Source organism: Mesorhizobium sp. P171375, assembly GCF_057786075.1.
The window spans coordinates 332384-351674 of sequence record NZ_JBYNWF010000001.1; the positions used below are offsets into that span (position 1 = coordinate 332384).

At 63.3% G+C, this 19291-nt stretch carries 18 protein-coding genes; 6 read left to right on the forward strand and 12 right to left on the reverse strand.

The annotated features are described in order from the left end of the window. Positions 1–70: 70 nt before the first annotated feature. Positions 71–1138 (forward strand): cyclic nucleotide-gated potassium channel, encoded by a 1068-nt coding sequence (locus ACYHH6_RS01725; protein ID WP_352589937.1) that lies wholly within the window; start codon positions 71–73, stop codon positions 1136–1138. 314 nt (positions 1139–1452) lie between these two features. Then, positions 1453–2325 (forward strand): hypothetical protein, encoded by an 873-nt coding sequence (locus tag ACYHH6_RS01730; protein ID WP_352589940.1) that lies wholly within the window; start codon positions 1453–1455, stop codon positions 2323–2325. A gap of 78 nt (positions 2326–2403) precedes the next feature. Here ACYHH6_RS01730 and ACYHH6_RS01735 read toward each other — a convergent pair whose 3' ends face one another. The 8 genes from ACYHH6_RS01735 to ACYHH6_RS01770 all read right to left on the reverse strand — a co-directional run bounded on the left by ACYHH6_RS01735 (position 2404) and on the right by ACYHH6_RS01770 (position 11787). After that, complete coding sequence (locus tag ACYHH6_RS01735) at positions 2404–2745, reverse strand: hypothetical protein (RefSeq protein ID WP_352589943.1); 342 nt, start codon at positions 2743–2745, stop codon at positions 2404–2406. Between the two features lie 248 nt (positions 2746–2993). Further along, positions 2994–3416: a DOPA 4,5-dioxygenase family protein gene (locus ACYHH6_RS01740; RefSeq protein ID WP_352589946.1), complete on the reverse strand. Its 423-nt coding sequence runs from the start codon at positions 3414–3416 to the stop codon at positions 2994–2996. A gap of 151 nt (positions 3417–3567) precedes the next feature. Beyond that, the gene (locus ACYHH6_RS01745) at positions 3568–3726 is read right to left on the reverse strand and encodes a DUF3309 family protein (protein ID WP_352556654.1); all 159 of its coding nucleotides are present in this window, start codon (positions 3724–3726) and stop codon (positions 3568–3570) included. A gap of 97 nt (positions 3727–3823) precedes the next feature. Next, positions 3824–6994, reverse strand: coding sequence for an efflux RND transporter permease subunit (locus tag ACYHH6_RS01750; RefSeq protein WP_352589949.1), 3171 nt, complete (start codon positions 6992–6994; stop codon positions 3824–3826). Between the two features lie 73 nt (positions 6995–7067). Then, entirely contained in the window at positions 7068–8252 is a 1185-nt protein-coding gene (locus ACYHH6_RS01755; RefSeq protein ID WP_352589952.1) for an efflux RND transporter periplasmic adaptor subunit, read from the reverse strand. Positions 8253–8453: 201 nt separating this feature from the next. Then, the gene (locus tag ACYHH6_RS01760; RefSeq protein WP_352589955.1) at positions 8454–9053 is read right to left on the reverse strand and encodes a hypothetical protein; all 600 of its coding nucleotides are present in this window, start codon (positions 9051–9053) and stop codon (positions 8454–8456) included. Next, positions 9050–11323 (reverse strand): xanthine dehydrogenase family protein molybdopterin-binding subunit, encoded by a 2274-nt coding sequence (locus ACYHH6_RS01765; protein ID WP_352589958.1) that lies wholly within the window; start codon positions 11321–11323, stop codon positions 9050–9052. Before ACYHH6_RS01765 ends, ACYHH6_RS01760 begins: the two co-directional genes overlap by 4 nt. A 2-nt stretch (positions 11324–11325) precedes the next feature. Next, on the reverse strand, positions 11326–11787 hold the full coding sequence (locus ACYHH6_RS01770; protein WP_142869292.1) for a (2Fe-2S)-binding protein: 462 nt from the start codon (positions 11785–11787) through the stop codon (positions 11326–11328). Between the two features lie 118 nt (positions 11788–11905). On the opposite strand from ACYHH6_RS01770, the gene ACYHH6_RS01775 reads away from it, so the two are divergent. Continuing rightward, the gene (locus ACYHH6_RS01775; protein WP_352589963.1) at positions 11906–12502 is read left to right on the forward strand and encodes a TetR/AcrR family transcriptional regulator; all 597 of its coding nucleotides are present in this window, start codon (positions 11906–11908) and stop codon (positions 12500–12502) included. On the opposite strand, the gene ACYHH6_RS01780 is transcribed toward ACYHH6_RS01775, so the two are convergent. Together ACYHH6_RS01780 and ACYHH6_RS01785 are read right to left on the reverse strand one after the other, a co-directional pair. Further along, positions 12493–13623 (reverse strand): patatin-like phospholipase family protein, encoded by a 1131-nt coding sequence (locus ACYHH6_RS01780; protein ID WP_352589966.1) that lies wholly within the window; start codon positions 13621–13623, stop codon positions 12493–12495. The two genes, ACYHH6_RS01775 and ACYHH6_RS01780, sit on opposite strands and share 10 nt — an antisense overlap. Positions 13624–13836: 213 nt before the next feature. Further along, positions 13837–14925: a citrate synthase/methylcitrate synthase gene (locus ACYHH6_RS01785; protein ID WP_352589969.1), complete on the reverse strand. Its 1089-nt coding sequence runs from the start codon at positions 14923–14925 to the stop codon at positions 13837–13839. 92 nt (positions 14926–15017) lie between these two features. Between ACYHH6_RS01785 and ACYHH6_RS01790 the strand changes: the two genes are divergently transcribed. Further along, a complete protein-coding gene (locus ACYHH6_RS01790) occupies positions 15018–16151 on the forward strand; it encodes a citrate/2-methylcitrate synthase (RefSeq protein ID WP_352589972.1) in 1134 nt (377 codons plus the stop codon). Between the two features lie 65 nt (positions 16152–16216). On the opposite strand, the gene ftrA is transcribed toward ACYHH6_RS01790, so the two are convergent. Further along, complete coding sequence (ftrA, locus tag ACYHH6_RS01795) at positions 16217–17215, reverse strand: transcriptional regulator FtrA (protein WP_352590105.1); 999 nt, start codon at positions 17213–17215, stop codon at positions 16217–16219. An 87-nt stretch (positions 17216–17302) separates the two neighbouring features. Between ftrA and ACYHH6_RS01800 the strand changes: the two genes are divergently transcribed. Both ACYHH6_RS01800 and ACYHH6_RS01805 read left to right on the forward strand, forming a co-directional pair. Then, positions 17303–17722, forward strand: a complete 420-nt coding sequence (locus tag ACYHH6_RS01800) for a rhodanese-like domain-containing protein (protein WP_192247550.1) — start codon at positions 17303–17305, stop codon at positions 17720–17722. Positions 17723–17900: 178 nt separating this feature from the next. Then, the gene (locus ACYHH6_RS01805; RefSeq protein WP_352589975.1) at positions 17901–18362 is read left to right on the forward strand and encodes a GNAT family N-acetyltransferase; all 462 of its coding nucleotides are present in this window, start codon (positions 17901–17903) and stop codon (positions 18360–18362) included. A gap of 48 nt (positions 18363–18410) precedes the next feature. Here ACYHH6_RS01805 and phaR read toward each other — a convergent pair whose 3' ends face one another. After that, on the reverse strand, positions 18411–19025 hold the full coding sequence (gene phaR / locus ACYHH6_RS01810) for a polyhydroxyalkanoate synthesis repressor PhaR (RefSeq protein WP_352589978.1): 615 nt from the start codon (positions 19023–19025) through the stop codon (positions 18411–18413). Positions 19026–19291: the final 266 nt, after the last annotated feature.

Below are 19291 nucleotides of genomic sequence, written 5' to 3' on the forward strand. Positions count from 1 at the left end.
CAGCATGCACCTTTGCGCTTGCCTTGAAGCCATCCTATTCTGCAGGGTAGTGGCCGGTTGTGGGCTTGAAATGTCGGTACTGCCTTTCCTGAGAATTTACGCACCGCTGAACGCGGCGCTGGCTGCGCCCGGGCTCCTGGCGGTGGCTGCGCTCACGACACCGAACATTTCGGGACGAACCAGACTGGCCCTGGTTGCCCTGCTCGCTGTCATTTGGGGCGCCTATCTCGTGCAGATGGTCGCGACGCTGCTCAAGCGCCGGGCGGGAGACCTTCAGGACAGGACGCCGGCAATCGCCATCGATGTGCTCGCGGTCCTGGTTCCACTCGCGGCATTTGTGCTCGTCGGCACGCCCGACTGGAGCCTCTACTGTGCCGTCTGGCTGCTGAAACCGCTGCGCGACTCGACCTTCTTCCCGGTGCTGGGCAGGGTGCTGGCCAACGAAGCGCGCAACCTGATCGGTGTCACCACGCTGTTCGGCGTCGTTCTGTTCGGTGTCGCGCTCGCGGGCTATGTCATCGAGCGCGGCATCCAACCGGAAAAGTTCGGCAGTATCCCCCAGTCAATGTGGTGGGCGGTGGTCACGCTGTCCACCACCGGCTATGGCGACGAAATTCCGCAAAGCTTCGCCGGCCGCGTCCTAGCCGGGGCGGTCATGATGAGCGGCATCGGCATCTTCGCGCTCTGGGCCGGCATTCTTGCCACGGGCTTCTATCAGGAAGTTCGTCGCGGGGAATTCGTCCGCAATTGGCAATTGGTCGCCGGCGTGCCGTTGTTTCAGAAGCTCGGCCCGGCCGTGCTGGTCGAGATCGTGGCCGCGTTAAGACCTCGCACGGTGCCGGCGGGCGCCGTGATCTGCCGCGTTGGCGAGCCCGGTGATCGAATGTTCTTCGTCGTGGAGGGTCGCGTCACCGTCGCGACGCCGAAGCCGGTGGAGCTTGGCCCTGGCGCCTTCTTCGGCGAGATGGCGCTGATCAGCGGCGAACCGCGTATGGCGACCGTCAGCGCCGCAACGGCGGTCTCCCTCCTGTCGCTGCACGCGGTGGATTTCCAGATGCTGTGCAGCAGCAGCCCGGAGATCGCGGAGATCATTCGCAAGACCGCGCTCGAGCGGCGCAGCGCAGCGCCGACGGCTTGACCCGTACTGCAGTCCCGGTCGCGAAGGTGATCTTGTACATGACCTACTCTGCGCGCCGATCTGTTTGTCGTGCCATTCATCGCCAGCGCCCATGAGAGGCGAAGCCAGATGGCTAGCACAAACTTTGTCTTGGAAGGGCAGGAGTCGCCCGAAGTTGAGCCATCGGCCGAACAGATGAAGCCGGGTTCGTTCGCACAGACTATAAGGCGAACGATGCGGGACGAATTGCTGGATAATTTAGGCCTGCCGCTAGCTCAACCTGCAGGCATTCCTCGGCGTCCCCACCCGCGCGGACCAGAAAATAGGCACGTGCCATGCCAACAACGCTGCCATCAACGCTCACACGCATGAGCAAGCTGTGCGTATCGGCATTGCTCATCATATTGATTTACGGCCAATCCACCCTGTCCGCTGAGGAGCACGACAAGACCCTTCATTACACCTCTGGCGGCTCAGGAGCTGCAATCGTGACCGCAGGCTTCAACCTCGCTGACGTACAATATGTCGAGCAGCTCAATGCCCTGCCTGCGGGAATGAAGGGACTGATATGGCTGGACGAATCCGGCGGAGTGACGCCGCGCTTTATCGCGAAGGTCAAGCCCTTTATAGGCAACCCGAGGCTGTTTGGTTTTCGCCTCTGTGATGAGCCGGATATCACCGGCAAGTATCATCCTCCGGCAGTTAGCCCGGCCGCGCTCAAGGCCGAAGCCGAGTGGATAAAGGCCAATGTCCCAGGAGCGGTGACGTTTATCACCCTTATGGACATGGGGTCTTTCGATGCCCCCGGTTTCATGAACACATTTAATCCGGCCAACACCGGGATCGATTTCTTCGGTCTTGATCCATATCCCGTACGCGGCAAAGCTTTCGATTTGGATTTCATCGACCGGACCGTCGAGGCGGCCGTTGCTGCCGGCATTCCGATCGACAGAATTGTGCCTGTGTTCCAAGCCTTCGGCGGCGGCAAATGGAAGACCTATACCGGCGCGTCCATGGACGTTTATGAACTACCGACACCGGACCAGGCGAACCAGATATTCGCGCGCTGGGCCGTTTACTCACCCAATCCCGTGTTTGATTTTGCCTATGCGTGGGGATCACAGAACGGGGACACCAAGCTGGGCAGTACCAGCCCAGAGGCACTAAGCCTTCGCGCGGCGTTCAAGGCACATAACACGGCGCAGTAGAACGGCCGTGCTCATTCGGCCTAAGGTACCGCCACGACGCGTGGTGTGCAGGTTCTCTGCAACCGCGCTGCTGCATTGCTATCCGAACAGGCGATGCACTTGGCCGTTCAACTGGACGCCAAGCCCGCGACTGCGAAACCTGTGAATGATCGACTTGATTTCCTTCCAGCGGCGCTTCTCGGCCTGGCGCCTTTGGAACCAAAGGCCGCCGCCACCGATAAGACAGCATAAGCCGACACCGAGTATGAAGAGAGGGTCGCCTTCCTCTCCGCCACCAAAGAATAGCGCGGTGACGATAAACACGCCGCCTGCAAGCAGGGCGATCAGGGCGACCAGGTTATAACCTGAAGACGCATCGTTCTGGCTGCAAAGAAGGCGATAGCGTTCAGCAAGCCGCGCTTCGTCTTCGCTCAGATCCACCGCGCAGCCCTCTAGCTTCCTGCAACACATTTATCGCCCCGGTTTTCTCAATGTATGGGGTGTAGGCGACAAATGGTTCATTCAAGTGAGTGATAGATCGAAATTTTTACCACCTTCTAAAACCTGTCGGGACTTATAGCCGCTCGGTAGGTTCAGCGCGGAACCTGTGCCGCCGCAGCCAAGGCCCCTCGGCCTCTGGGCGAATACAATCCAAGGCCGAGCCGTTACACGCCGAATGCTGCCTATCCCTAAGCCCCCAGCGTCGGCTCGGTATTCACCTCCAGCGCCTCTTCCGCCTCATCCTCCTCGCCCAGCACCTCGCCATGCACCCCCAGCGGTCGGCCGATCCAGATCGGGTCGACCAGGTGGTCGCGCTTGGGGTTTGTCGTGTTTGGATGGATGAGGATGCTGAGACCACCGTGGTTCAGCATCAGCCATGGAACCAGCGTAGCGAAAATCTCGGTGGCGAAGGAGACCTGGTACATGGCCTGCTCGTGCGGGCCGACCGGCTCGTCGCGCCAATTTCCCAGCCGCACGCGGAAACGTTCGCCGATGCGCAGGCGCAGCCATTCGGCATGCTGCCGCTCGGCCGGCCCGTCATAGTAGATATGGGCGTGATAGCTGGCGATCTCGGCGAGAGGCCTTGGCGGGCTGGCGGCGTCTGCGTTCACCTCGATGGCTCCCTCGATGATTGTCCTGCGGACAGCGTATACACAAGGGAGCTACCCGGCCAAGGGGGCGTAGCGCGTGCTTGTCGTCTGCAGCGAACCATGCTGCCTCCGGCTTAGCTGCATAGAGACCCGCTACCTCGATTGCCTCCAATCAAATCCTGCCCATCAGCACCAGGATCAGCAGCACCACTAGGACGATGCCGGCGATGCCCGAGGGGCCATAACCCCAGGAGCGGGAGTGCGGCCAGGCCGGCACGGCGCCGATCAGGATCAGGATCAAAACAATGATGAGGATGGTGCTGACGGTCATTAAGAATCCCTCGCCGCGAAATGCGGATATGATGGGACAATGCAAAAGGCCGCCCGGTTGTTCCGGACGGCCTTTTGTCCGACTGACCGAAGCTGGCCTATTCGGCGGCTTTCGGGAAGGCGATTGCCGGCTCGTCGAGCGGACCGGGTCTCTGACTCGAGGGGGCATCGGGTTTCTTGTCGCGGCCGGATATCCTGCGGAAGAACGCATAGAAGCGGCTGTTCTTGCTGCGCGTGAAGATCATCAGCATGGATGGCGTTACCACCAGCGTCAGCAAAGTAGCGAAGGACAGGCCGAAGACGATCGCCGAGGACAGCGATATCCACCATTGCGTCGACGGCGCGTTGATCGTCGTCTCGTGGTGGAAGATTTCGAGCCCAAGGCCGAAGGCGATCGGCAGCACGCCGAGGATGGCCGATACCGCCGTCAGCACGACCGGGCGAGCACGCTCGCGGCAAGTCTGCAGCACCGCCTCCATCTTGTCCCAGCCTTCCTCACGCAGCCGGTCATAGGTGTCGATCAAAACGATGTTGTTGTTCACCACCACGCCGGCCAGCGCGATGACGCCGATGCCCGACATGACGATGCCGAACGCCTCGCCTGTCAGAAGCAGGCCTAAGAACACGCCGATCGTCGCCATGACCACGCAGGACAGCACCAGAAGCACGCTGGTGAACTTGTTGAACTGCATCAAGAGCACCAGGAAGATCAGGAAGATCGCCGCACCGAAGGCCTTGCCGAGGAAGGCGCTGGCTTCGGCGCTGTCCTCGTTCGAGCCGGCGAGCTTCCAGCGTATGCCGCTGTCGAGCTTCATGTCGGTGACCGCCTTGGCCACCTCCGCCTGCACCGCCGCAACCTGCGTGCCGGCGGCGACGTTGGCCTGCACCACCACGGTGCGGGCGCCGTCGATGCGGTTGAGGATGCCGACCGTCGGCTCCGGCTTGCGAACGACGAAGTTCGAGATCGGCACCGAGCCTTGCGAGGTCTGCACCCTGAGCTCGTCGAGCGTCGACAGCGTGCGCCGGTCCTCCGGCAGGCGCAGCCGGATGTCGACTGCATCGTCGGCGCCGGCCGGCCTATATTCCGACAGCTTCAAGCCGTTGGTCACCAACTGCACCACGGTGCCGACCGAGGTCGGGCTGATGCCGTACTGCGCCGCCTTGGCGCGGTCGACCTCGAGCGCCCAGTCGACGCCGGGCGGCGGCAGACCGTCGGAAATATCGATGACGCCGGGCACCTTGGCGATGCGCGCCGCAACGGCACGGGCCTGGTCGTCGAGCCCCTTGGGATCGATGGCCGAAAGCCGGAGCTGGATCGCCTTGCCGGTGGGCGGACCGGCTTCCGGAACCCGCACCTCGACATCAACGCCGGGAATGCCGGCCATGACGGCGCGCAACTCGTCCAGGATCTGGTTCGCCGATTTGCGCTCGCGCCAGTCGATGAACTCATACTGGATGACGCCGACGACATCTTCGGGCACATCCTGACCGCCACCTTGCGTCTTGCCGACGCGGGTGTAGACCGATTTCACGCCGGGCCAGCCGAGCAGCCGGTTTTCCGCGATCTTGGTTGCGGTGTCCATTTCGTCCAGCGAAAGATTGCCGCGGGCATGCACATAGAGCAGGCCGTAATCGGGCTCGACGCTGGGGAAGAACTCGACGCCGGCGCCATATTTCGAATAGGCGAAGCCGACGCCGGTCAACAGGACGGCGGTGAGCACCAGCACGGTGATGGGGAAGCGCACCGCCTGCCTGACCAGCGCCATGTACCAGCCGTCGCGATTGTCGTCCTCGTGATGTTCCGGCGCCTTGGCGAAGATCGCGCCCAGCGTCGGCGCGAAGACCAGCGCGTAGAGCATCGAGGCCGACAGCGTGACGATCAGCGTGATCGGCATGTATTTCATGAAGTCGCCGATGATGCCGGGCCAGAACAGCAGCGGCGAGAAGGCCGCGATGCGCGTCATGGTCGCGGCGATGACCGGACCGGCCATGCGCTTGGCGGCAAGCGCGAAGGCTTCGGCCTTCGGCATGCCTTCGCCCATGCGCCGTTCGGCGAATTCGGTGACGATGATGGCGTCGTCGACCAGCATGCCGACCGCCAGGATGAGGCTGAACAGCACGATCATGTTGATCGTGTAGCCCATCATCGCGAGCAACAGGATGCCGATCAGGAAGGATGACGGAATGGCAAGTCCGATCAGCAGCGAGGCGCGGCCCGACAACGCATAGAGGATGACGATGAACACCAGGATGACCGCAATCATCACGTGGTTCTGCAGGTCGCCCAGCAGCTGGTTGACGAAGACGGACTTGTCCTGCGTGTAGGTGATATTCATGCCTTCCGGCATGGTCTTGACGTAGGCGTCGGACACTTCCCGCACCTTGGCCAGCGTGTCGATCAGATTGGCGCCGATGCGCTTCTTGACTTCGATGGCGATGGCCGGCTTGCCGTTGAGGCGGGTGATCGTCTCGGCGTCGGCGAAGGTCGAACGGACCGTGGCGATGTCCTTGGCCTGGACAACGGCATTGGGTCCGGCGACCACCGGCAGGGACGCGACATCCTCGGGCGTCTCGATCAGCGACGGCACCTTGACCGCGTATTTGCCTTCCGAGCCCTCGATGTTGCCGGCCGCGACCAGGCTGTTGGAGGCGCCGACCGCGCCGATCAGCTGGTCTAGCTGCAGGCCGTAGGACGACAGTTTCATCGGATCGATGACGACTTCGACGAGATCGTCGCGCGAACCCTGCAGCGAGCCTTCGAGAACGCCGGGCACTTCTTCGATACGGTCGCGCAATTCGCGCGCGGCGGCAGTCAGCACGCGCTCGGGCAATTCGCCCGACAGCGTCACCACCAGCACCGGGAATTCGGAAATGTTGACCTCGGTGACGACAGGCTCTTCGGCCGCCTGCGGCAGGTCGGCCTTGCCGTCCTGCACCTTGGAGCGCGTGTCCTGCAATGCTGTCGCCAGGTTGGTCTGCGGCTGGAACTCGACCAGAACATAGCCGCCGCCCTGGAAGGCGGCCGAGCGCATTTCCTTGAGGCCCTTCAGGCTCTTCAGCTTGCTTTCCATCGGACGCAGCAGAAGGCGTTCGGAATCCTCAGGCGAAATGCCCTGATAGATCAGGCTGACATACATCATCGGAATCGGAACGTCGGGTTCCGCTTCCTTCGGTGTCGACTCATAGGCGACCCAGCCCGCCAGCAGCAGGAAGACCAGGACCGAAATGGTCAGGCGGGCATTGTTGATCGCGAGTTTGACGATATCCATGGCTAACGCCTGTTCTCAAGATTTCAGGAGCCGCATTTGCGGCCGGTTGTCCCCGCCCGGGGCCATCCCGGCGCTACTGCGTTGTCGCTTCGCCCAACAGTTTCTGGATGGTCGCCTGGTCGGCCTCGACCGGCTTGACGATGTCGCCTTCCTTGACCAGTTCCTGGCCGGCGACGATGACGCGGGCATCGGCGGGAATTCCGCCAAGCACCAGGCCCTTCGGTGAATCGTCGACCAGGTCGATCGGGAAGAACACCACCTTGTTGTCCTTGTCGACGGCGCGGATGCCGAGGTCCCCCTTGTCGCCGAGCGTCACCACCGAGCGCGGCAGCATGACGGCGTCGGTCGGCAGCGCGCTGAGCGCAATCTCGGCCGTCATGCCGGCCGGCACCGAGCCGTCACCATTGGGAATGGCGATCTCGACGCGGAAGGTGCGGGTTGCCGACGAGGCGTCGCGGCTGATGTAGCGCACGGTGCCTTCGACGATCTGGCCGCTGACCAGCCGGACAGTGGCCTTGTCGCCGAGCTTGAGATAGCCGAGGTCGCGCTCGCTGACTTCGCCACGCGCAATCACCGGATCGAGCTTGAGGATGGTGGCGACTTCGCCGCCCTGCATGACGGAACTGCCGAGTTCCACCGGCACCCGGTCGATGACGCCATCGAAGGGCGCCTTGACCAGATTGCGGTCGAGCTCCGCCTGCGCTGTTTCCAGCTGGGACTGCGCCGCGGTCAGGTTCGAGCGCGCCGTGTCGAGCTGCAGCTTAGGCAAATTGCCTGACTTCATCAGCCGCAGCGATGCGTCCAGTTCGGCCTGGCGCTGCACTACGAGCTGCTTGGCGTTGTCGACCATCGAGATCTTCTCTTCCGCCGCCAGCATCAGCACCAGATCGCCGGTCTTGACGTGATCGCCCTGCTTGACCGGCAGCTTTTCGATGACACCGGCAACGCGCGTCGCAAGCACGGCGCGCTTGTCGGCCTCGGTCAGCCCGGAAATGCGGATCGCGCGGGCATAGGTCTTGCGCGGCGGCGTCACCACCGCGACGGTGCGCAGCGGCGCCTTCGGTTCGGCCTCGGCGGCCTTCGACTTGGCTGCATCCGGCGCCTTGGCCTGATCGTCTGGCTTAACCTGATCGCCTGGCTTGGCTGCGCCTTCGACAGCGGCGCTGCCAACAGACGAGAACGCACCTGTTCCCATCCAGGCGGCGAAGCCGATGAGCACGACTATAGCGGCAAGCTTGTGAAACCTGATTTTCGGCATCATCGTTTTTCCACTGTGAGGTTCGGCCAGACCGTTTTCTAACAAGGCCCGTCTTTTGAGGGGCTATCGTGTCTTCCAACTCGGGCGCGTCGCCGATATGGGTGCGCGTCAGGCCGTCTTCAATTTGCCGTGAACGGCGAAGCGTGCTTCTACATCAAAGTTGCAGCGCAATATAGTCACAAAAGTTGCGCGATCATTGCGTCAGGGACACGGCGCGCCTGCCGCCATCCAGTTCTCGATTGCTTGATAGGTCGCTTCGGCCGAGCCGGGCGCCGGCTCACGATCGGCACCTGGCGCCCAGCCCCAGGCGACCAGTTTGTCGTCGCGCACATGCAGCGCAACATCCTCCAGGCTGCGGTCGCCATTGCGGTTGCGATCCTTGATCTGGGCGCAGATTTCCGCCGAGGATTTGCCAAACCAGACCATCTCGGCCGGCGCCAGATGCCAGTTCTCGGCACCGGGCGGTCCGTGCAATGCACTGGAATTGCTGGCGAAATGACATGTGGTGCAGCGCAGGCCCGGATTGCCGAAGCCGGAGCCGTCGGCGCCACGCTGGACGTTGAAGGCATGAACGCGCGTACCGCCATAATGAGCGCCGGACCAGCGCGGCCGGTCGTCGGCGACATGACAGTCGGCGCAGCGCGGATGCGAGAACACGGCGTAGATCTTGTCCCATTCGGGCAAGCCTTTGGCAGGGTCGACCGCCATCGGCGCCGGTGTCTGGCTTTCTTGTGCGGTCGCGAAGAGCGCCGCTGACAATAGGGTGGCAACAGACGTCAGGATGATGAGGAGCTTTTTCATGCGAAGGCCACCGCCTTCGATAGCGGCAGCGTCCGGATGCGTTTGCCGGTGAGCGCGAAAATGGCATTGGCCAGTGCCGGCGCCGCCGGCGGTGTGCCGATCTCGCCGACACCGCCCATCTTGTGGAAATTCTCTAATATCGCGACTTCGAACGCCGGGCACTGGAAGATGCGCATGGCATCGAAGTCGTGAAAATTCGACTGTTCGACCATGCCATCGGCGAAGGTGATTTCCTGACCCATGGCCGCCGACAGCCCGTAAATGGCGGCCGAGATAAGCTGCGCCTCGATGATGCCTGGGTCGAGCGCGGTACCGACATTGGCGGCGATCCACATCTTCTCGATGCGGATGCCGGCGGGCGTGTCGGCGACCTGGACGATCTCGCCGACCCAACTGCCGAAGGACAGCGAGAAGGCCATACCCCTGGCCTTGCCGGGCGGCAGCGCCTCATCCCACTTCGCCATCGCGGCGACCTTCTCCACCACCGCAACCGCCGCCGGATAGGCGGCCATCAGTGTCTTGCGCAACGCGACCGGATCGGTCTTTCCGGCCACCGCGATTTCGTCCAGAAATCCTTCGTGGAAGAACCCGTTGATCGAACTGCCGACCGAGCGCCACGAGCCGACAGGGATGGTGACCGGGGCGGCAATGGCGCTCACCCGGTAATTCGGGATGGTGTAGGGCTGGTCGTAGGCGCCATCGACGATGGTCTTGTCTGGCCCGATCGGCGATATCGAAGGGAACAGCCGGCGCAAGGTGCCAGCGATCACCGATGGCGAGGCGATCGTCATGTCGACGGCGACCGGCAGGCCGTCATCGCCGAGCCGCGCCCGGAACTTGCCGACAGCCGCCGGCCGATAGGCGTCGTGGCGCATGTCCTCTTCGCGCATCCACGTCACCTTGACCGGCCGTCCCTCGGTCGCTTTCGCCATCAGCGCCGCGCACAATGCATAGTCCATCTCGACTCGGCGGCCGAAGCCGCCGCCCATGAAGGTGGTGTGAACCGTCACCTTGTCCTGCTCGATGCCGAGGATATTGGCGCAGAGCTGGCGCACCAAGGTTGGCGCCTGGTTGCCGCACCAGATGTCGAGCACGCCGTCTTTCAGCCGCGCCGTCGCATTCATCGGCTCCATCGTTGCATGCGCCAGATAGGGCACGGCATAGTCGGCCTCGATGATTTTTTCGGGCGGTGCGCCGGCAAAGGCCTTGGCGACATCACCATTGTCGCGCATCGCCGAGCCCTCGGCGCCAAGCGCCTGCTTCAGCACCCCGGCAATCGCTGCGCTGTCCGGCGGATATTCGGCATCGGCCCATTTGACGTCGATTGCGTCGGCCGCCTTGAACGCTGCCCAGGTATTTTCAGCGATGATGCCGAAGCCATGGCCATAGTTGGTTTCGAGCGGCACGATCTTGATCACGCCAGGCATCCTTTCGGCCTTGGCGAGGTCAGCGCTGACCGGCTTCGACCAAAAGCGCGGGCTCATCTTCACCGTGCCATAGACCATGTCCGGCAGGCTGACGTCGATTCCGAAGATCGGCGCGCCGGTGACCTTGGCAAGCATGTCGATCCGCTTTTGCGGCTTGCCCAGCAGTTTCCAATCGGCTTTGTCCTTGAGCCGGACTTCCGCCGGCGGCGCCATCGCGGCAGCACTGGCGGCCACGTCGCCATAGGTCAACGACTTGCCTGAGGCCTTGTGCAGGATTGAACCGTTGGCCGTTTCCAGATCGGCAGCAGTGACGCCAAGCTTCTGCGCCGCCGCCGCGATCAGCATCTGCCGCGCGGCGGCGCCCGCCTGCCGCATCTTATTGAAACCATCGCGCGTCGAGGCCGAGCCGCCGGTGCCTTGCAAAGCGAGGAATTTGCCGACCACACCCAGACCAGAACGCACCGCCTCCGCGGTCATGCTCTCGTCGAAGAAAGCGAACGGGCCGCCCTCTTCCAGGATCGCCGCATTGTAATAGGCGTAGGAGGCCGGGCCGTGTTCGACCTTGACCTGTTCGAGACCAACATCGAGCTCTTCGGCGACCATGACGGCAAGTGTGGTCGAGATGCCTTGTCCCATCTCGGCGCGCGGGGCGACGATGGTGATCGTGTTGTCGGCGCCGATTTTCACATAGGGATTGAAAGTCGCCTCGCCGGTGGCGAGATCGCTTTCCAGCGGGTTCGGGTAGGGCTTGCGGTAATAATAATAGCCGACGGCGACGCCACCGGCGATGGCAGCCGCGCCGATGAGAAAGCTGCGCCGCGCGATCTTTCCGACACTGGCCATGATCAGAGCCCCGCCGTCTTGAGGACGGCCGCCTTCTTGATGGCGGCGCGGATCTTCGGATAGGTGCCGCAGCGGCAGAGATTGCCACCCATGGCATTGTCGATGTCGGCGTCGGTCGGATCGGCGACTTCGTCGAGCAACGCCACCGCGCTCATGATCTGGCCGGCCTGGCAATAGCCGCATTGCGCGACCTGCTCCTCCAGCCAGGCCTGCTGCACCGGATGCAGCTTGCCGGGCGTGCCGATGCCCTCGATGGTGGTGATGGCGCCTGTCGCCTGGCCGACCGGCAGCGAGCAGGAACGCACCGGCTGGCCGTCGACATGCACCGTGCAGGCGCCACAGGCGGCGATGCCGCAGCCGAATTTCGGCCCGGTCTTGCCGATGAGATCGCGCAGCGCCCACAGCAGCGGCATTTCGGGATCGGCATCGATGTCGAACGACTGGCCGTCGACTGTGAGGCGCATGGGGATACCCTTCGTTGTCGTCCATAGCCCGGACGAAATGATCGACTGCCATCTCGCCTTACAAGTTGACAAATTTCGTAATTTTGTCAATAGAGGTTCCGCAGATAGTGTCGCAGCCGTGAATCAGATCGAAGACATCACCACCACAGACCCCAGGCGCACCCGCATTCTGGACGGCGCCTTGAAGGTATTCCTGGCCTATGGTTTTTCGCGCACCACCATGGACGACATTGCGCGCGCCGCCGACATGTCGCGGCCGGCGCTCTATCTGCTGTTCAAGAACAAGACCGACATTTTTCGCGCCATAGCGATGATGATTTTGTCGCGATCGGTCGAGGCGGCAAAAGTGGCGCTGGCCGGCGATCGCGCCTTCGCCGAGCGGATGACGCAAGCCATTGACGAAGCCCTGATCTCGATGATGCGCACCGTCATTGCCTCGCCGCACGGCGCCGAACTGCTCGACATGAAGTCGAGCCTTGCCGATCTCGTCGGCTGCTGGCGCGACGGCCTTGGCGCGCATATCGGCACGGCGATCGAGAACGAGGCCAGGCGCAATGGCACCGACCTGGCGGCCAAGGGCCTGTCGGCGCGGCTGCTCTCCGACATGCTGCTTGACGGCCTGGAAGGCATGAAGGCGCGCATCAGCGACCCGGACGAACAGCGCACGGCCGTGGCCGCGCTGGTCAAGGTGATCGACCTCGCCCTTCAGGCCTGACGGCGCTCTGCCTCGGGCTTCTTGCGCGCGGCGAGGAATTCCTTGACCCGCCGACCCGGCGCCGGCCCGCGCACCGGCTTGAAGCCGTCGTCGAGCTCGCCGGAAAGATCGAGCGTCGGGCGCTTGCCGACGGCTTCGTAGTTCTCTTCCAGCCAGTCGCTCGCCGCTATGCGGCCAAGATCGCGCAGATAGGTCAGGAAAGCCCATTCGGCATTGACCTTCGACGACGCCGACAGATCCTTGAACGCCTCGTCGGCATCGATGCGATGCATGCGGATGTCACGGTATTCGCCAGGCGGCAGGCGGCCGGCGGCGATCAGTTCCTTGACGAAGGCGATCGAGCGGAATTCGTTCAGCAGCCCGGCATTGAAGGTGATCTCGTCGATGCGGTTCTGGATCTCGTTGGCGCTTCTCGGCGTGCCTTCGCGCACCACCGGATTGATCTGCACCAGCAGCACGTCCTCGGTCGCCGCCGTCTTGAAGAACGGATACAGTGCCGGATTGCCGCCATAGCCGCCATCCCAATAGGGCACGCCCTTGATCTCGACGGCGCGGAACAATTGCGGCAGGCAAGCCGAGGCCATCACCGTGTCGAGATCGATCTCGCCGTCGGAAAAGACGCGCAACTGTCCGGTCTCGACATTGGTCGCCGAGATGAACAGTTCCATCGACTTGCAGGCGTGGACATTGGCAAAATCGATCTCCTGTTCGACCACGTCGCGCAGCGGGTTGAGCCCGAGCGGATTGGCGACATAGGGCGAAAACACCCGCGACATGGTGTCGAAGAAGAAATAGCCGGGCGTGTTTTCGATCGACCAGTTGCCCCAGGCGACGTCCCACGGCATGCGCTGCACCGGGCTGAAGCGGCCTTTCGCCGCCACCGCACGCCAGAAATCGTCGAGCTTCTGCCGCGCGCCGTCGACGCCGCCGCGCACGAAGCCGTCGGCCAGCGCGACCGCATTCATGGCGCCGGCGCTGGTGCCGGACACCGCTGCAATGTCGAGCCTGCCATCCTCCAGCAGCCGGTCGAGCACGCCCCAGGAGAAAGCCCCATGCGAGCCGCCGCCCTGCAGCGCGATGTTGATCTTCTTGGTTTCCTCCGCCTTGCCGTTCTTCGTCATGGCGTTCCTGTATCGGTTTGGTCGCTACTGCCTTATTCCGCCCGGGAATCGGGCGGGTTCGAATGCAGCGGACTTATGTTGCAGTGCAGCATATAAGGGATGGCCGATGCAAGAACACGAACACGGTCGCGTGATCACATGAAATTTTGGTCATAAAAGAAAGGCCTCTCCGCCGTGAGGCGGAGAGGCCATGTTCTTCCGAAACCCGGAGCCTCAGGCAACAAGCTTCGGCACCGGCCCGACATAGCGCGACTGCGGCCGGATCAGCCGGCCCGTGATCTGCTGTTCGCGCGCATGCGCGATCCAGCCGGCGACGCGCCCGGCAGCAAAGACATTGCTGAACGCCGCAGGCGGAAAGCCCGCCGCCTCCAGCACCAACGCGGTGTAGAACTCGACATTGGTCTGTAGCGAGCGTTGCGGCTTGGCGATGCGAAGCACCTCGAGCGCGGTCTGCTCGACCTTTTCGGCAAAGGCCAGCCGGCGACCGGTATCGCCTTCACCGCCAAGTTGCCGCACCACCGCTTTCAGCACATCGGCGCGCGGATCGCGCACGCGGTAGATGCGATGGCCGAAGCCCATAATGCGCTCGCCATGCTGGACTTCGTCGCGCAGCCAGGTGGCGGCATCGCCATGCGCCTGGATTGCATCGAGCATCTCGATCACCGGGCCGGGCGCGCCGCCATGCAGCGGCCCCTTGAGCGCGCCTAGTCCGGCCAAAACAGAAGATGTCAGCCCGGCCTGCGTCGAAGCGACGACGCGGGTAGCAAAAGTCGAGGCATTGAGGCCATGGTCGCAGACGGTCACCAGATAAGTGTCGAGCGCTTTTGCCAAAGCCGGCGACGGGACCGCCCCCTTGAGCATTCGCAACATGTCGGCTGCATGATCGGCCTTGGCGTCCGGTGCGATCGGCTGCTCGCCGCGCTTGAAGCGCAGCAGGGCCGGCGTCAGCACCGTGGGCGCCGCGATCAGCCGCAAAGCATCCGTCAGGCTCTCGCCGTCCGGCAGCAGCGCCATGCCGGCGCGCATGGCGCTGTAGACGTCAAGCGGCGCCAGAAGCGGCAGCGAAGGTTTGAGCCGCTCGAACACCTCGACGCGAGCTTCGCCCAGTCTTGCCGCCAGTTCCGCATCGCTTGGCAGATCGTCGAAGAAACCGTCCAGCAGCAGGCGAACCACCTGCGCGTAGCGCCGCCGGCCGGCCAATTCCGGCAAGGCATGGCCCCTTATCGTCAGATGGCCGCCGAGGCCATCGACATCGGAGAGCACCGTCTCCGCCGCCACCACATCATCGAGCCCGTTCGTCATGTCTCATCTCCTTGCAGCTTTGCCCAGTGAAATATAAAAGTTGACCACGCGCTCATCAATCTTGATCAACATAATCAATATCAGGGATCAAAATGTCCGAATGGCTGTCGCGGGAAGAGGCGCTGGAAAGGCTCAAGGTCCGGCCGCAGACGCTCTACGCCTATGTCAGCCGTGGCCGCATCGGCATGCGCCCCGATGAGACCGACCCGCGCCGCAGCAAGTATCGCCTTGACGACATCGCCGCACTTGCCACCCGGCGGGCGCGCGGCCGCAGTCCCTCGGCCATCGCCGAGAGTGCGATCGCCTGGGGCGAGCCGTCGATCGCAACGGCGATTTCGACCGTGGTGCACGGTCGCCTGATCTACCGGGGGCAGGATGCCGTCGCGCTGTCCAAATCCGCCACGCTGGAGGAAACCGCCGCTCTGCTCTGGGCCCTGCCCGAACCGGTGGCTTTCAAAACACCATCGTCTGAGGCGCCTCATCCAGCCGGTCGCGCTTCGGCTTTCGCGCAGCTTGCCATGCTTGCAAGCCAGGGGCGGCCGTCGCTCGGACGCAGCGCCGCCTCGCTGTGTACCGAGGCCGCGCACACAATAGGGGCGCTGGCGCAATCACTAGGCGCCGCGGGCGGCACGGCGCCTATGCATCGGCGTCTGGCGCGGGGCTGGTCGGCGGACGATATCGGCGCGGAGGCGATCCGCTGCGCCCTTGTCCTGCTTGCCGATCATGAACTCAACGCATCGACCTTCACTGCCCGCGTCGCGGCCTCGACCGGGGCCTCGCCCGCCGCATGCCTGCTGGCTGGCCTGGCGACGCTGACCGGCCCGCGCCATGGCGGCGCCGGCGAAGCGGTGATGCAGCTGGCGGAGGATGCGGCTCGGCACGGCGCCGAGGCGGCGATCCGGCGCTGGCTCGGCCACGACCGGCCCTTGCCGGCATTCGGCCATCCGCTCTATCCCGACGGCGATCCTCGTGCCACCGCACTTTTGGCAGTCATCCCCGTCGACGAGACGCTGCAACAGTTGGAAAAGGCCGCTATCGCCGCGACCGGCACGCACCCGAACATCGATTTCGCCCTGGCCGCGCTGACGCGTAGTTTTGGCCTGCCGCGCGATGCACCATTCCAGCTGTTTGCGCTTGGGCGTAGCGTCGGCTGGGCCGCGCATACGGTCGAGCAGATCATGAGCGGCAGCATCATCAGGCCGCGTGGCCGCTATGAAGGTCTTTGACCTGAACAATTCCAGGAAAAGTGTGAAGCGGTTTTCCGTCCGGAATTGCGTAAAATAGAACCCCCTCAGCCCGACCTGGAAGTGCTCCCGAACCGCGCACGGTACGCGACGGGCGTCGTGGCGAACTGCTGACGGAAGTGATGCCGCAACGTGCCTGCCGCGCCGAAGCCGGCGGTCTCGGCAATCCGCTCGATCGGCATGGCGGTGTCTTCCAGCAGCGTGCGCGCCCGCGAAAGCCGTTCCGAGAGCAGCCAGCGCGCCGGCGTAACGCCGGTTGCGGCCGCGAACCGGCGCAGAAATGTCCGCTCGCTCATCCCGGCTAGTTCGGCCAGGACGGCGGCGGGATAGTCGGCCGAAATATCGGCGCGCATTCTGTCGATCAAAGGCCCGAGCCGGCTGCGCTCATGCGGCTCGGGAACGGAACTCTCGACATACTGCGCCTGGCCGCCGTCACGGTGCGGCGGCACCACCAGACGACGCGCCACCATGTTTGCCGCTTTGGTACCGAAGTCGCGCCGCACCAGATGCAGGCAAAGGTCGATGCCCGCGGCACTCCCGGCCGATGTCAGGACATTTCCCTCATCGATGTACAAAACATCTGGAACCACGGTGATGTCTGGGTACATCTCCGTCAGCTTATCGCCATAGCGCCGATGCGTTGTCGCCCTTTTGCCGGCAAGCAGGCCCGCGGCGGCAAGCACGAACACGCCCGAGCAGATCGAAAGAATGCGGGCGCCGCGCTCGTTCGCCTTGCGAAGCGCCTCGATCAGCGCCGGCGGCACCGGCGCCTCCGATCCGCGCCAGCCAGGCACGATCACCGTGTCGGCCTGGCCGATCAGATCAGCCCCGCCGTCAGCAACGATGCGCACACCGCCCAGCGCGCGCATTTCGCCGGCATCGATCCCGGCAACGGCAAAACGGTACCAATCCGTTCCCATTTCCGGCCGGGGCAAGGCGAAGATCTCAACCGCCACGCCAAACTCGAACGTGCACAGACCGTCATAGGCAATGGCAACGACGAGAGGGTTCGCAGGGCGCGGATTGGCGGAAGGCATATTTGGCATGATCTTGACGATATATGGCAAAGCTGCCAGCTGCAATCGCTCTGCTTCCTGCTTTATCTCCAACCCATCAGCAATGGAGATACGCGAATGAGCTACGTGACAGACATTCCGGCGGCATCGCCGGAAATCACCCGTGACCATTTCCTGCGCCGGCTTTCCGTCGAGACCGACTGTTCCGACGTCGCCGCGGCGCTGCGCAGCGGCGATCAAGATTTTGTCCTTTTGCATGTGGTCGGTTCGCCGGAAGCCTATGAACGCCGGCACGTGCCGGGCGCGCTGCGTCTGCCGCACCGCGAAATATCGGCCGAACGGATGGCAGAGTGGCCGGTAGAGACGCTGTTCGTCGTCTATTGCGCGGGACCGCATTGCAATGGCGCGGATCGAGCCGCCTTCAAGCTGGCCGGCCTCGGTCGTCCCGTGAAGATCATGATCGGCGGCATTACCGGCTGGCAGGACGAGGAACTCCCCTTCACTTCCGGCAAGGAGCCAGGCGTCTTGCACGCATGAGCCTTGGTTCAGCACCAGAGCGGTTCATCGTTTCACGGAAACGCCGAACCACTCTATCTCTTTGTTTGAGCATGATCTTTTCCTAAAACCGGATTCCACTTTTCGGGATCATGCTCTAGGCTGGCGCGGGAGCGTGTGCGCGATATGGTCGACCTTGCAGACAAGCGAAAGAATGCACATGGCGGCGATTATGGTCCGTCCGTTCGGACGGCAGGATGTTGGCGCGGTGCTCGCGCTTATGCGGGCGCTGGCCATCTTCGAGGGCTATGACGACAAGTTCCACCTCACCGAAGCGGACCTTGTCGAACACGGGCTGGGGCCATCGCCCCGGTTCGGCGTGCTCGTGGCAGAGCGAGAGAACGTGATCGTCGGCATCGCCGTCCACTACATCATCCCGTGGACCTACGACCTGAAGCCGGTTGTCTGGCTTAAGGAACTCTACGTCGCCGAGGCAGCGCGCGGCTTGGCGGTCGGCCATGCGCTTGTTGAACAGCTTCGCCAATACGCCGCCGGCATCGGCGCGTCCGCCATCAAATGGACGGTGCTGAAATCCAACATGCCGGCGAAGGCCTTCTACCGCTCACTCAGCGGGCAGCCCGACGAGATCTGGGAATCGTGGCAGCTGAAAATCGACCCGTGAGGGCAAGGCCCCGACCGGTAGGGCCGGTCAGGCCAGGCCGCGCCCGTCTTACGACATCGTGTCGAGCTTGCGCTGCATGGCGGCGATCTGTTCCTTCAACTCCTGAAGGTCGTCGCCGCTCTTTTCCGGCACTTCCTTGCGGGCCGGCTCGGGCGCAGCCGCGGCAGTGCCATTCGAGGCGGCTGGCGGGAACGGCGTGAACAGGCGCATGGCGTTCTGGAACATTTCCATGTTGCGCCGCGTCTGCTCTTCCAGCGCCTTGATCGGCGTGGCGATCTTCATCACATCGAGCGGCGACTTGCCGATCGCGCCCTTCATCTGCTCGCGAAAGCGCTCCTGCTCCTTGGAGAAGGCGATCATCGACTGTTCGAGGAAGCTTGGCACGATCATCTGCATCTGGTCGCCGTAGAACGCGATCAGCTGACGCAGGAACGGGATCGGCAGCATGTTCTGCCCGTCCTTGTTCTCCAGCTCGAAGATGATCTGGGTCAGCACCGGATGGGTGATGTCGTCGCCGGTCTTGGCGTCCTGCACCGTGAACTCCTCACCCTTCTTGACCATTTCGGCCAGGTCCTCGAGCGTCACATAGGTGCTGGTGCCGGTGTTGTAGAGCCGGCGGTTGGCATATTTCTTGATAATGATTGGGTCGTCTTTCGCGGCCATCAGCATCCTCCCGGGACACCGGCGTGCCTGAGTAAGCCGCCGGTAACGATTGCGCCATTTTTAAGGATATCCGCAAAAGCTCCATAATTCCAAGCGGTTTGTGCAGTGCGGCATCATTTAATGCTGCATGGCAGGCTAAATATGCTGCGCAGCAAAGGCCCGGCGACCGCGCTGGCCGCTCGCGCCCTGCTTGCGGCGCATGGCCGGCATGCCCATTTCCGGTTTGACTTGGGGTGTGGAACGGGCAAGAAAAGTCCCAACAACAC

Coding starts and splice junctions, on each gene's coding strand:
- ACYHH6_RS01725 (WP_352589937.1), top strand. CDS start 71: ATGTCGGTACTGCCTTTCCTGAGAATTTACGCACCGCTGAACGCGGCG.
- ACYHH6_RS01730 (WP_352589940.1), top strand. CDS start 1,453: ATGCCAACAACGCTGCCATCAACGCTCACACGCATGAGCAAGCTGTGC.
- ACYHH6_RS01745 (WP_352556654.1), bottom strand. CDS start 3,726: ATGACCGTCAGCACCATCCTCATCATTGTTTTGATCCTGATCCTGATC.
- ACYHH6_RS01750 (WP_352589949.1), bottom strand. CDS start 6,994: ATGGATATCGTCAAACTCGCGATCAACAATGCCCGCCTGACCATTTCG.
- ACYHH6_RS01755 (WP_352589952.1), bottom strand. CDS start 8,252: ATGCCGAAAATCAGGTTTCACAAGCTTGCCGCTATAGTCGTGCTCATC.
- ACYHH6_RS01760 (WP_352589955.1), bottom strand. CDS start 9,053: ATGAAAAAGCTCCTCATCATCCTGACGTCTGTTGCCACCCTATTGTCA.
- ACYHH6_RS01765 (WP_352589958.1), bottom strand. CDS start 11,323: ATGGCCAGTGTCGGAAAGATCGCGCGGCGCAGCTTTCTCATCGGCGCG.
- ACYHH6_RS01770 (WP_142869292.1), bottom strand. CDS start 11,787: ATGCGCCTCACAGTCGACGGCCAGTCGTTCGACATCGATGCCGATCCC.
- ACYHH6_RS01780 (WP_352589966.1), bottom strand. CDS start 13,623: ATGACGAAGAACGGCAAGGCGGAGGAAACCAAGAAGATCAACATCGCG.
- ACYHH6_RS01785 (WP_352589969.1), bottom strand. CDS start 14,925: ATGACGAACGGGCTCGATGATGTGGTGGCGGCGGAGACGGTGCTCTCC.
- ACYHH6_RS01790 (WP_352589972.1), top strand. CDS start 15,018: ATGTCCGAATGGCTGTCGCGGGAAGAGGCGCTGGAAAGGCTCAAGGTC.
- ftrA (WP_352590105.1), bottom strand. CDS start 17,215: ATGCCAAATATGCCTTCCGCCAATCCGCGCCCTGCGAACCCTCTCGTC.
- ACYHH6_RS01800 (WP_192247550.1), top strand. CDS start 17,303: ATGAGCTACGTGACAGACATTCCGGCGGCATCGCCGGAAATCACCCGT.
- ACYHH6_RS01805 (WP_352589975.1), top strand. CDS start 17,901: ATGGCGGCGATTATGGTCCGTCCGTTCGGACGGCAGGATGTTGGCGCG.
- phaR (WP_352589978.1), bottom strand. CDS start 19,025: ATGGCCGCGAAAGACGACCCAATCATTATCAAGAAATATGCCAACCGC.